The 11,720-nt window shown below is 71.0% G+C and carries 12 protein-coding genes; 5 read left to right on the top strand and 7 right to left on the bottom strand.

The window, feature by feature from the left end; all coding sequences use genetic code 11:
* Window positions 1–65: 65 nt before the first annotated feature.
* The 5 genes from KBO27_RS25940 to KBO27_RS25920 all read left to right on the top strand — a co-directional run bounded on the left by KBO27_RS25940 (window position 66) and on the right by KBO27_RS25920 (window position 3,495).
* The gene (locus KBO27_RS25940; protein WP_210972489.1) at window positions 66–503 is read left to right on the top strand and encodes an LppA family lipoprotein; all 438 of its coding nucleotides are present in this window, start codon (window positions 66–68) and stop codon (window positions 501–503) included.
* Between the two features lie 4 nt (window positions 504–507).
* Window positions 508–843: a hypothetical protein gene (locus tag KBO27_RS25935; protein WP_210972488.1), complete on the top strand. Its 336-nt coding sequence runs from the start codon at window positions 508–510 to the stop codon at window positions 841–843.
* A gap of 110 nt (window positions 844–953) precedes the next feature.
* Window positions 954–1,388 carry an LppA family lipoprotein gene (locus KBO27_RS25930; RefSeq protein ID WP_210972487.1) on the top strand — a complete coding sequence of 145 codons (435 nt, stop codon included), beginning with the start codon at window positions 954–956 and terminating at the stop codon, window positions 1,386–1,388.
* Between the two features lie 53 nt (window positions 1,389–1,441).
* On the top strand, window positions 1,442–2,428 hold the full coding sequence (dapD, locus tag KBO27_RS25925) for a 2,3,4,5-tetrahydropyridine-2,6-dicarboxylate N-succinyltransferase (protein ID WP_210972486.1): 987 nt from the start codon (window positions 1,442–1,444) through the stop codon (window positions 2,426–2,428).
* Window positions 2,429–2,580: 152 nt separating this feature from the next.
* Entirely contained in the window at window positions 2,581–3,495 is a 915-nt protein-coding gene (locus tag KBO27_RS25920; RefSeq protein WP_210972485.1) for a CHAD domain-containing protein, read from the top strand.
* A gap of 70 nt (window positions 3,496–3,565) precedes the next feature.
* Here KBO27_RS25920 and dapC read toward each other — a convergent pair whose 3' ends face one another.
* The 7 genes from dapC to typA all read right to left on the bottom strand — a co-directional run bounded on the left by dapC (window position 3,566) and on the right by typA (window position 11,556).
* On the bottom strand, window positions 3,566–4,681 hold the full coding sequence (gene dapC / locus KBO27_RS25915; RefSeq protein WP_210972484.1) for a succinyldiaminopimelate transaminase: 1,116 nt from the start codon (window positions 4,679–4,681) through the stop codon (window positions 3,566–3,568).
* Window positions 4,678–4,998: a ferredoxin gene (fdxA, locus tag KBO27_RS25910; protein ID WP_132619637.1), complete on the bottom strand. Its 321-nt coding sequence runs from the start codon at window positions 4,996–4,998 to the stop codon at window positions 4,678–4,680. Before fdxA ends, dapC begins: the two co-directional genes overlap by 4 nt.
* A gap of 140 nt (window positions 4,999–5,138) precedes the next feature.
* Window positions 5,139–5,897: a hypothetical protein gene (locus KBO27_RS25905; protein WP_210972483.1), complete on the bottom strand. Its 759-nt coding sequence runs from the start codon at window positions 5,895–5,897 to the stop codon at window positions 5,139–5,141.
* A 98-nt stretch (window positions 5,898–5,995) separates the two neighbouring features.
* Window positions 5,996–6,358, bottom strand: a complete 363-nt coding sequence (locus KBO27_RS25900; RefSeq protein ID WP_210972482.1) for a hypothetical protein — start codon at window positions 6,356–6,358, stop codon at window positions 5,996–5,998.
* Window positions 6,355–7,266 (bottom strand): N-acetyl-1-D-myo-inositol-2-amino-2-deoxy-alpha-D-glucopyranoside deacetylase, encoded by a 912-nt coding sequence (gene mshB / locus KBO27_RS25895; RefSeq protein ID WP_210972481.1) that lies wholly within the window; start codon window positions 7,264–7,266, stop codon window positions 6,355–6,357. The genes KBO27_RS25900 and mshB overlap by 4 nt, the downstream gene beginning before the upstream one ends.
* Before the next feature lie 244 nt (window positions 7,267–7,510).
* A complete protein-coding gene (locus KBO27_RS25890; protein ID WP_210972480.1) occupies window positions 7,511–9,262 on the bottom strand; it encodes an ABC transporter family substrate-binding protein in 1,752 nt (583 codons plus the stop codon).
* 380 nt (window positions 9,263–9,642) lie between these two features.
* Window positions 9,643–11,556, bottom strand: coding sequence for a translational GTPase TypA (gene typA / locus KBO27_RS25885; RefSeq protein ID WP_210972479.1), 1,914 nt, complete (start codon window positions 11,554–11,556; stop codon window positions 9,643–9,645).
* Window positions 11,557–11,720 lie beyond the last annotated feature (164 nt).

The following is an 11,720-nucleotide window of genomic DNA, read 5'->3' as shown; positions in this document are numbered from 1 at the left end:
CCACACTGATCCTCAGCGCCGCGCTCCTCTCCGGGTGCGCAGCCGGCGGAGGAGATGGGGAAAGCATGGAAGACCAGCTCAACGCACTGCGGCAGCGCCCCAGCATGGAAGAGGTCGCGGCCGACTACGACCGGATGCAGCAGGAGCTGCGGGAACGGCTGGTCGCCGAGATCGGGCTACCGGCGTTCACCGACGAGGGCAACACCGGTGAGTCGGCGTGCCCGGACTTCGCCGACGTGCGAGGTGCCGAGCAGCGCACCCTGGCCACGTGGATGCAGAAGGGCGGCATCCCGGACGAGCAGTGGCCGCGTGCTCTGCAGATCGCCACCGAGGTGGGTGCGTCGCGCGGGTTCACCGAGCTGCACGTGGTCACCGACCGGCCGGGCGACCACAAGATCGAGCTGCACAACCCCTACGGCGCCCGGTTGCAGCTCGGCGCGGCCGCCAACACCGTCCTGAGCGTGCGGACCGGGTGTCATCTGCTGCAGTCGGCGAAGGGGTGAGGTCGTGAGCGCACCCGACACCAGCGGCCGCACGGCGGCGGTGGTCTTCGCCGTGCTGGCCACGCTCGCGGCGCTGCCGATCGCGGCCTTCACCGCGTTCATCGGCATCTGGAGCGCGGCCGTGCCCTGCCACCCGGGCGGGCACGGCGGCTGCACGCCCGCCGGGGCCGCCACGGCGGTGTCCGTGCTCGTGCTGCTGGCCGGGCCGGCGTTCCTGTGGTTCCGGGTCCGGCGGCCGGGCTCGACGGGCACTGCGGTGGTCGTCGGGCTGGTGGGGCTCGTGGCCGGACCGCTGGTCGCGCTGGTGCTGATGGGCGTCGTGCTGAACCTGTTCGGTTGAGTGTCGAGGCTCACAGGGAACTCAGAGGGGGTGCCGGGTCCGGTCAAGATCGGCTATCCGGCATCATTTCTCTACGTCCGGATCTACGTCCGACCGTGACGGGGGTACCCGTGTTGGACCCGCGAAGTGCGCTTCAGCAGCGTCCGAGCATCGAGCAGATCAGCGCGCAGTACGAGCAGATGCAGCAGCGCCTGAGAGACCTGCTCGATCGCCTGGTCGGGCCGCTGCGCTGGACGGTGTCCGCTCCCGAGACCAAGGTGGACTGCTCGGAGTTCTCCGGCGCCGACGCCGAGAGCCGGGTGCTGCAGTCCTGGCGGGCCGCGCAGCCGGTCGCCGACGTGGACTGGCCGAGCGCGGTGTCCATCGTCCGGTCGATCACCGCGGAGTACGGGTTCGGCGAACCGGAGATCATCGTCAACCGCACGGGCGACCACGAGATCACCGGCAACGACTCCTACGGCGCGGTCTACACCTTCGGCACCTCGCGCGGCACGATACTGACGGTCACCACCGGATGTCACCTCCCGGGTGCGCTGAAGAACTAGAACGCCCCACCCCGTGCAGGCCGAGCGCCGCGTTGCCGATTACCGTTTTGGGTATGAGCGCGAACATCCCCGACCCGCAGACCACGGGTGCCCACGGCGTGGGCCTGGCGACCGTGACCGATGACGGCACGGTTCTCGACACCTGGTTCCCCACCGTCAAGCTGAGCGAGCCGGGCCAGTCCGGCACGACCAAGCTGACCGCGGAGCAGGCCGCCGAGTCCCTCGGCGAGGCCGGTGTCGCCCTGCTCGGGCGGGATGACGCCCGCGGCGTCGAGGTCATCGCGGTCCGCGTCGACATCGCTGAGCTGGCCGATGCCCCGGCCGACGCGCACGACGTCTACCTGCGCCTCCACCTGCTGTCGCACCGCCTGGTGCGCCCGCACGGGGTGAGCCTCGACGGTCAGTTCGGCCTGCTGGCCAACGTCGTGTGGACCAACCACGGACCGTGCCCGGTGGAGGGCTTCGAGGCGACCCGGCTGCGGCTGCGGGCGCGCGGTCCGGTGACCGTCTACAGCATCGACAAGTTCCCGCGCATGGTCGACTACGTGGTGCCCTCCGGCGTGCGCATCGGCGACGCGGACCGGGTCCGGCTGGGTGCGCACCTGGCCAGCGGCACGACCGTGATGCACGAGGGCTTCGTGAACTTCAACGCCGGGACGCTGGGCGCGTCCATGGTGGAGGGCCGCATCTCGGCCGGTGTCGTGGTCGGCGACGGCTCGGACGTCGGCGGCGGCGCGTCGATCATGGGCACGCTGTCCGGCGGCGGCAAGGAGGTCATCTCCATCGGTGAGCGCTGCCTGATCGGCGCCAACGGCGGCATCGGCATCTCGCTGGGCGACGACTGCGTCGTCGAGGCGGGCCTGTACGTCACGGCCGGCACCAAGATCACGCTGCCGGACGGCACGCTCACCAAGGCCTCCGAGGTCTCCGGCAACGACGGCCTGCTGTTCCGCCGCAACTCCACCACCGGCGCCGTCGAGGTCACCACCCGCTCCGGCGGCAAGGTCGAGCTCAACGCAGCGCTGCACGCCAACGACTGATCAGAAGCTCCTCGCGACTCCGCCGCGTGCGCGAGATCTCGGAGCTCGACCTGAGAAGGGCCCCTTCCGCCGCAGGTGGGAGGGGCCCTTTCCGCTGAGTTTGGTCCGTTCGGAGCAGGCTGTCGGGTGAGTTGTCCGTTTTAGCATGGGGGATGGCTGTTTCCCGGCTTCTGGAGGACGTGCTCTCCGCCGAGCCCGCGGAGGTGGGGCGCGAGGCGTCGATCGCGGCTCACGTCCGCGCCGGGCTGGACGCGCGGTTGCGAGCGCACGAGGCCGGGACGCGCGTCGGCGAGGATCCCGAGGAGCTGCACCAGATGCGGGTGTCGGTGCGGCGGATGCGCGCGATGCTGCGCTCGGCGCGCCCGTTCCTGGATCGCGAGGAGTCCGAGCCGCTGCGCGCCGAGCTGGGCTGGCTGGGCAGGGCTCTCGGACCGGTCCGGGACCTGGACGTGCTGCTGGAACGGCTCCGCTCGGAGTTCGCCGACCTCCCCGAGACCGAGCGCGCTGCCGCCGAACAGCTGGTCTCCGGCCTCGACACCGAGTACCTGAGGGCCAGGGACGACATGCTGGCCGCGCTGGACAGCGATCGCTACCAGGACCTGCTGGAACTGCTGGCCCGCGCCACCCGGGAACTCCCCGGCCGGGGCTCCGATGTGGACGCCGCGTCGCAGCTCCGGCGGCTGGTGCGGCGGCAGTGCGGCAAGCTCCGCAAGGCCGTCGAACGGCTTCCGGCCGAGCCCGCCGACGCCGAGCTGCACGCGCTGCGCATCGACGGCAAGAAGGTCCGCTACACCGCCGAGCTCGCCGAACCGCTGCTCGGCGCTCCGGTGAAGCGGCTGATCAAGACCACGAAGGGCTTCCAGGACGTCCTCGGCGAGCACCAGGACGCCTGCGTCGCGGAGGAGCGGATCCGGGCGCTGCTGGACGGCTTCGGGCCGCGCCCGGATGCCGGAATCGCCTTCGCCGCAGGACGTCTCGTGGAACGCGAGGAGGTCCGCAAAGCAGACCGACGCGCTCGGTGGCCGGAGTCCTGGAGCGCCCTCAGCGGAGCCGCGGCCGAGGTGTGAGACCGGCCTGCGGTCGTGGTCCGAACCGACCGGGCACGAGCGCACGGGTCGGTTCGGACCAACCGTCCGATCAGGAGCCCAAGCGCTTCGCCGCGGTGGCGATCCGCTCGTCGGTGGCCGTCATCGCGATGCGGACGTGGCGGGCGCCGTCGGGCCCGTAGAACGTGCCCGGCGCGGCGAGGATTCCCCGCTGCGCGAGCCATTCCACGGTCGCCCAGGCGTCCTCGCCCCGGGTCGACCACAGGTACAGCCCGGCCTGCGAGTGCTCGATGGTGAACCCGGCCGATTCCAGCGCGGGACGCAGCACCGCGCGGCGGGCGGCGTAGAGCTCGCGCTGGGCGGCGACGTGCTCGTCATCGCGCAGCGCGGCGGTGACCGCCTCCTGGACGGGCCGCGGAACGATCATCCCGGCGTGCTTGCGCAGCTCCAGAAGCCGCGCGACCAGCGCCGGATCACCGGTGACGAACCCGGCCCGGTAACCGGCCAGGTTCGACGACTTCGACAGCGAGTGCACGGCCAGCAGGCCGTCGCGCGCGGCGCCGACCGAGGGGTGCAGCACCGAGACCGGCTCGGCGTCCCAGCCCAGCGCCAGGTAGCACTCGTCGGAGGCCACCGCGGCGCCCATGTCCTGGGCGGCGCGCACCATCCGGCCGAGCTCGTCGGCGGTGAGCACGCGTCCGGTCGGGTTGGACGGCGAGTTCAGCCACAGCAGCCTGGTCCCGGCGGGCGGCAGCTCACCGGGGGCGAGCCGGACGACCTCGGCGCCGGCGATCTTCGCGCCGACCTCGTAGGTCGGGTAGGCCAGGTCCGGGATGGCGACGACGTCGCCGGGCCGCACGCCCAGCAGCGTCGGCAGCCAGGCGACCAGTTCCTTGGAACCGATGGTCGGCAGCACCGCGTCCGGTTCCAGACCGGTGATGCCGTAGCGCCTGCGCAGCGACTCCACGGCCGCTTCGCGCAGGGCCGGAGTGCCGTGCGTGGCCGGGTAGCCCGGCACCTCCGCCACGGCCGAGAGAGCCTCCTGGAGCTTCGCCGGAACCGGGTCGACCGGGGTGCCCACGGACAGATCGACGATGCCGTCCGGGTGGGCGTTGGCGGTCGCCTTGTGCGGCGCCAGCGAGTCCCAGGGGAAGTCAGGAAGCCGTGGCCCGGACGCTGCTGCGCCCGGGCCGGTCGCGGAACTCATTCGCCCTGAGGCGGCAGGCTCGTGACGGGCTCGACGTCCTTGTTGACCTTGCCCACCTTCGCAGCGCCACCCGGCGAGCCGAGCTCGTCGAAGAAGTCCACGTTCGCCTTCGTGTAGGCGGCCCACTCGTCCGGCACGTCGTCTTCGTAGTAGATGGCCTCGACCGGGCAGACCGGCTCGCAGGCACCGCAGTCGACGCACTCATCGGGGTGGATGTAGAGCATCCGCCCGCCCTCGTAGATGCAGTCGACAGGGCACTCTTCGATGCATGCCTTGTCGAGCACGTCCACGCAGGGCTCGGCGATCACGTAGGTCACGGTTGCACTCCTGCTCGAAGCGTTGTCCAACGCACGCTCAGGAATCTCCTGGCGCGACTGCTGACAGTATCTCTCGGACCCCCCTGAGCGCGTAACTGGTCCCACAGCTCGGGAGTCCCGACGACTCTACGCCGGGGGCGTTAACGGCGTAAACCGTTCTGGTGCAACCACTCCGCACCCTTCCGGCCGATCCGCTTGAGGGCCGAACGTTCTCCCAGGTAACCACCGACAACACCGACCACGGGAAGGTTCCCCAGGAGCTGGTGGTGCAGCCGTCCCTGGGGTCTCTTGTCGAGTTCGGAATCGAACTCCCACACCGCACGTGCCATCCGCCACACCGTGCGCACGACGGCCTTCACGGTCGCTTTACCGTGCTTGCGCTTCGAGGCGTCGAGGTCCTCGGTGAGCTCCTGCGTGCGCGCGTCGTCCTCGGCGGACCCGGCGGCCAGCTCGCGGCTGATCTTCCGCCCCAGCAGCACCTCGGCGATCAGCTGGACCTTGACGGCGGAATCGGTCACCCCGTGCTCGCCGGCGATCGCGCACAGCACCAGGCTCTGCCCGGTGATGCCCAGGGCGTTGCGCATCGGGAGCCGGGACGTGATCACCCCGCCGAACCGCGGCAGCCCCGCCGCCAGCGCCAGGAACCGGCCGACGCGCAGCGTCCACCAGTCGCAGCGCTCGTCGACGCTCATCGCGTCCCACGTGGAGCTGCCGGGCAGCTGCATCGAGTCGAGCTGCCGCAGCAGCTTGTGGATCGCCCCGTCGCCCAGGGCGTCGATCTCCCGCCCGCGCAGCCGAACGGGGTCGGCTTCGCGCAGCGCGGCGAGCACGGGCGTCGCGGCCCGCACGAACGGCCGCAGCACGGCTGCGACGCGTTCATCGGTCAACACTTCGGCCATCGGTCCTCCCGGGACCCATTCTGCCGAACCGGGGCCGACGACCGGGCGCGAGAACGCGGTGTTCGCCCACACGACACTCCGCGGTGCTCCCCGGGAGGTCAGCGCGCGGGCTTGGCGAGGACGATGCCGAGCATCATGGCGCTGGGCAGGGCGCCTCCGGCGATGAGCAGGAGGGTGCGCCAGTCGCTGCCGAGCAGCACCACGTCACCGCCGGGCCCGAACACGCCGAACACCAGCACCACCGCGAACCACAGGACCAGCGGTGCGCCCGCGACGCGGCGGCTCCGGGAGATCCGGCCGGCCTCGGCGACCAGCAGCGGAGTCGTCACGGCCGCCACGGCCGCGGTGATCGGGAACTGCACCGAGCCGATGTAGAGCGGCAGGTACATGAGCTCCAGGATCGCCAGCAGGACCGCGTCGAGCAGCAGGAAGCCGAACAGGGTCCTCTCCGGACGCGTCACCGGTCCCCCACCGGTTCGGTGCCGCTCACCCCGAGCCCGCCGAACAGGTCCGTCTCGCAGCCCTCGGACGGGCCGGTGGCCAGGACGTAGTGCTCGGCGGTCACCACCGGGTGCGCCACGCCGTTGGACAGCGCGTAGGAGGCGACGCCGTCGCCGTTGCGCCACTGCTCGACCCAGACCTTGACCTGGGTGCCGTGCGCCCGCAGCGCGCTGATCTTGGCGGGCAGGTGCTCGGCGATGTCGATGACGGTGGTGATCGTCTCGTCGGCGACGCTGGCCAGCTCGTGCGGTTCGGGCAGGTCGAAGGGCAGGTCGTCGGAACGCGCGAGGTCGGCCAGACCGGCGGCCAGCGCATCGCGCGAGGGCACCGCGTAGAACAGCCGGTCCACGTCCGGGACGCGCTCGACCGCCGCGCGCGTGATCTCGTGGGCGCGGATGTGGTCGGGGTGCCCGTAGCCGCCGTCCTCCGCGTAGGTCACGACGACCTGCGGCTTGACCTCGTCGAGGATGTCGGCCAGCGCGGCGACCTGCGGTTCGCGGTCGCCGATGGCGAAGGCGCGCGGATGGGCGTCGGGGCGGGCGGTCGCCTGGCCGGGTTGCTCCCAGAGCATCCCGGAGTCGCGCCACCGGCCGACACCACCCAGGAACCGCTGGTCGGCGACCCGCAGCGCGGCGCAGGCCGAGCGGAGCTCACCGACCCGGTAGCCACCGAGCTGGTCGGCTTGATCCGACACCAGCCCCTGCAGGCTCTCCGGGATGACCTCGCCTTCCTCGCCGAGGGTGCAGGTCACCACGTAGACCTGCACGCCGCGAGCGGCGTAGCGGGCGATCGTCCCGCCGGTCCACAGGGTCTCGTCGTCTGGATGCGCGTGTACCAGCAGCAACCGCGGTGGGGCCGTCAGCGTCACCGGTCCAGCCTAATCGCCCCAGAAGAACAACAACGAAGCCCCCAACGCCAGGCAAGCACCGAAGGTGCTTTCTCACTACCCCACCAGAGCAACCGGCACCGCCGCGGGTTCGCCAGCGGCTCTCTGGGGAGGACAGCCGCAGCGCCGCGTATAGAAATACTCAAGTCGCGGATCCCGGAGCCAGAAGGCGTGTCAGGTTCCGCCACCCGCACCACGCACAACGACCACGGCTGATCTCAAAGCATTAATAGCCGTCGTTTTCTGCTGGTGTTCCCAGCCATTGGGCTGCCGTGGAGAACGGCCCGGCGAACCCGTTGCCCGCTTGGACGCCGGTGGCCTCGTTGCTCAGCGCCAGGACCTGCGCCTGCTGGTAGAGCGGGAGGGCGATCGCGTCCCGCCACAGCACGGATTCGACGTTCGCCGACGCCTGCTGGAACGACATCCGTCCGGACAGGGCCGCGTCGATGGTGGGTTGCAGGAGCTCGTCGCAGAATCCGGCCGCGTTGTAGGGCAGCGGCTGCTCGCTGTCGGGGTCCACACCCGGGCAGCCGTAGGACGAGGCCATGGTGGCGGCCGGGTCGCCGCCGGCCGGGCGCGGCGCGACTGCCATGTCGACGGTGCCCGAGGTGCCCGCCTCGGCGGAGTGCGGATCGGTGGCGAGCATGTCCCCGAAGAGCTGGTCCCCGGTCGGCGTCACCACGGTGGCCTGGATGCCCTGCGCGCGGAGCTGCTGGGCGGCGGCTTCGGCGATGCTGATGTAGCCCTCGTGCTCGAAGGGCGCGGCGATCACCAGGTTCAGCGGACGTCCGTCGCGGATCCACGAACCGCCCGTGCGCTGGTACCCGGCCTCGGTGAGCAGCCGCTCGACCTGCGCCGGATCGGGACGCTTCGGCAAGGCACCGGCGGGTTCGGTGGGCGTGTAGCCGTGCTCCGACGGCGCGAGGACCTGCGCGTGGGCCTGCAACTGCTCACCGGGACCGCCGCCGGTTCCGGCCTCGATCAACGCGGGGCGGTCGAGCGCGGCCAGCACGGCCTGCCGGACCTTGACGTCGGCGAGCGCGCGGCTGTCCTGCCGCAGCAGCATCTCCATGGTCGCCGGGCGAGGAACGGTCATCATCTGCACCTGGTCGCCCAGGTCGCGCAGCGACCGCACGGTCCCGGCGTCGGCGCTGAACAGCGCCATGTGGCTGTCCCCGCTGCGCAGCGCCTCGACCTGGCGGGCCTTGTCGACGGCGCGCAGCACGATCCGGTCGGACTGCGCGGGCGGGCCCCAGTAGCGGTCGTTGCGCTCCAGGATGATCTCGCCGCGGTCCAGGTCGATCTGCCGGATCGCGAACGGGCCGCCCGAAGCCGGGTAGCCGTCGTCGAGGACGGTTCCCCAGCCGCGCGGCGCGGCGCGCAGCAGGTGCGCGGGCAGCAGGTTGTTGAACAGCGTCTGCCATCCCGCGAAGGGCTTGCTGAAGGTGACGTCGACGGTCTTGCCGCCCTGCCGGGAGGCGACGTCGTCGATCAGCCGGTAGCCGGACGGGTCCGCCACTCCGGGCTGGGAGCGGAGCTGTTCCCACAGGTAGACGAAGTCCTCGGCGGCGATCGGGGCGCCGTCGGACCAGCTGGCCTGCCGCTTGATCCGGTACCGGACGGTGAACTTCTCCGCGTCCGGGACGATCTCGGCGGACTCCATCAGGTTGGTGTCCAGCTGCAGCCCGCCGTCCGGGCCGGGCCGGAACACCGAGGGCAGCATCAGCCCGGCGAGCGCGGAGCTCGTCGGCGACAGGTCGGCGAGGGTGTGCGGGTTGAACCCGCCTTCGAGCTCGTCGACGCCGACGACGACCTCGATCGGCATCGGCTGCGCGGGAGTGCTCGTGCTGGGTGCGCTGGTCGTCGGACCCGGCTCCACCAACTGCGGTGGTGGAGCGTCCGTGCAGCCCGCGACCAGGCTGACGACGGTCACCAGCAGGGGAACCGCGCCCAGTGCGCGGCGTCGACCCTGGGTCACGCCGAACCTCCCCTCACATCGGCCGCCGGAGGATCACCCCGGGCCACGCGCCCCGCAGGTCCGGACGACATCATCCGAACGCAGGACGCGCGAGAGCCCCCCATGGTTCCGCAACCGATCCGATGATCGTCCCCGGGGTCCCGCCAACGCCAGCGGCCACCACCATCAGGCAAGCGCCGAACCGTCAGGCAAGCGCCGAAGGCGCTTTCTCCTTACCCCACCTGAGCAACTCGCACCGCCGGGGGTTCTCCAGCGGTGCTGTGGCGAGCACGCCTCGACGCCGTGTATTGGACATACATAAGTCGAGGCGCGCGGAGTCCACAGCGCCGCTCAGGTTCCCCTGCTCGCACCGCCAAGCAGAACGACCACGATCAACGAGATCAAGAGTTGTCGCGGGCCTTCTGGCGGGAGCGCTCGCGACCGCGGGTGGTGCTGTCCAGGGTGATCTTCCGGACGCGGATCGCTTCCGGACCGACCTCGACGCACTCGTCGCCGGAGCAGAACTCCAGGGCCTCCTCCAGCGAGAGGGTGCGCGGCTTGGCCAGCTTCTCCAGCTCATCGGCGGTCGAGGACCGCATGTTGGTGAGCTTCTTCTCCTTGGTGATGTTCACGTCGAGGTCCTCGGCGCGCGGGTTCTCGCCCACGACCATGCCCTCGTAGACCTCGCTGGTGGGCTGCACGAAGAACGAGCCGCGGTCGGCCAGCTGCAGCAGCGCGTAGTTGGTGGCCGGGCCGGAGCGGTCGGCGACCAACGAGCCGCTGTGGCGGGTGCGCAGTTCGCCCACCCACGGGAAGTAGCCCTCGAAGACGTGGTTGGCGATACCGGTGCCGCGCGTCTCGGTGAGGAACTCGGTGCGGAACCCGATCAGGCCGCGCGAGGGGATCACGTAGATCAGCTTGATGCGGCCGGTGCCGTGCCCGTCCATGGTCTCCATGCGGCCCTTGCGGCCGGCCAGCAGCTGGGTGACGGCGCCGAGGTGCTCCTCGGGGGCGTCGATGGTCAGCCGCTCGAACGGCTCGCACAGCTTGCCGTCGATGGTCTTGGTGACCACCTGCGGCTTGCCGACGGTCAGCTCGAAGCCCTCGCGGCGCATGTTCTCGACCAGGATGGCCAGCGCCAGCTCACCGCGGCCCTGGACCTCCCAGGCGTCGGGCTTCTCGGTCGGCAGCACCTTCATGCTGACGTTGCCGATCAGCTCGGAGTCCAGGCGGGCCTTGACCTGCCGGGCGGTGATCTTGGTGCCGCCGTTGCGGCCGGTCAGCGGCGAGGTGTTGACGCCGATGGTCATCGAGATGGCCGGGTCGTCGACGGTGATCCGCGGCAGCGGCTTCGGGTTGTCCGGGTCGGTGAGGGTGTCACCGATGGTGATGTCCGGGACGCCGGCGATGGCCACCAGGTCGCCCGCGGAGGCTTCCTCGGCGGGCACGCGGGTGAGGTTCTCGGTGATCAGCAGCTCGGTCAGGCGGACCTTCTCGACGCTGCCGTCCTCGCGGCACCAGCCGACGGTCTGGCCCTTGCGCATGGTGCCGGAGTGGATCCGGCACAGGCCGATGCGGCCCAGGAAGGACGAGGCGTCGAGGTTGGTGACCAGCGCGCTCAGCGGCGAGTCGAAGTCGGCGATGGGCGCGGGCACGTGGTCGAGCAGGACCTTGAACAGCGCGTCCAGGTTCTCCTCGTCGGGCAGCTCGCCGTCGACGGGCTGCTCCATCGAGGCGCGGCCGGCGCGGGCGGAGGCGTAGACGACCGGCAGGTCGAGGATGGCCTCCATGTCCAGGTCGACCTCGCCGTCGAGCTCGCTCGCGAGCTCCAGCAGCAGGTCGTGGGCCTCTTCGACGACCTCGGCGCAGCGCGCGTCGGGGCGGTCGACCTTGTTGACGACCAGGATGACCGGCAGCTTCGCCGCCAGCGCCTTGCGCAGCACGAAGCGGGTCTGCGGCAGCGGGCCCTCACTGGCGTCGACCAGCAGGGTCACGCCGTCGACCATCGACAGCGCGCGCTCCACCTCGCCGCCGAAGTCGGCGTGGCCGGGGGTGTCGACGACGTTGATGGTGACCGGGCCGTCTTCGGTCTCGCGACGGATCGCGGTGTTCTTGGCCAGGATCGTGATGCCCTTCTCACGTTCCAGGTCGTTGGAGTCCATGACGCGGTCGACGAGCTCGGCGCGTTCGGAGAAGGCACCGGACTGGCGCAGCATCGCGTCGACCAGGGTGGTCTTGCCGTGGTCGACGTGCGCGACGATGGCTACGTTGCGCAGATCACTGCGCGTGGGGGCGGCGACGCTGGTGGCGGACACGCGGGTACTCCATGGCTCGGCGCGGAAAGGTCGCGGCGGTTCGTCGATGTGATGCACCGCTGGGCGATGGCACCGGATGCGGATCTCCCCGCATGGCGCCTGCTGACTTCCAGGCACCGGCCGCGGCTCCACTGCGCCGCTGCTGCGGAGCTCATTTCGGGCGG

The organism is Saccharopolyspora endophytica, from assembly GCF_018070075.1.
GTDB classification, from domain to species: domain Bacteria; phylum Actinomycetota; class Actinomycetes; order Mycobacteriales; family Pseudonocardiaceae; genus Saccharopolyspora; species Saccharopolyspora endophytica.
This window is presented reverse-complemented; position numbering and strand designations above follow the sequence as displayed.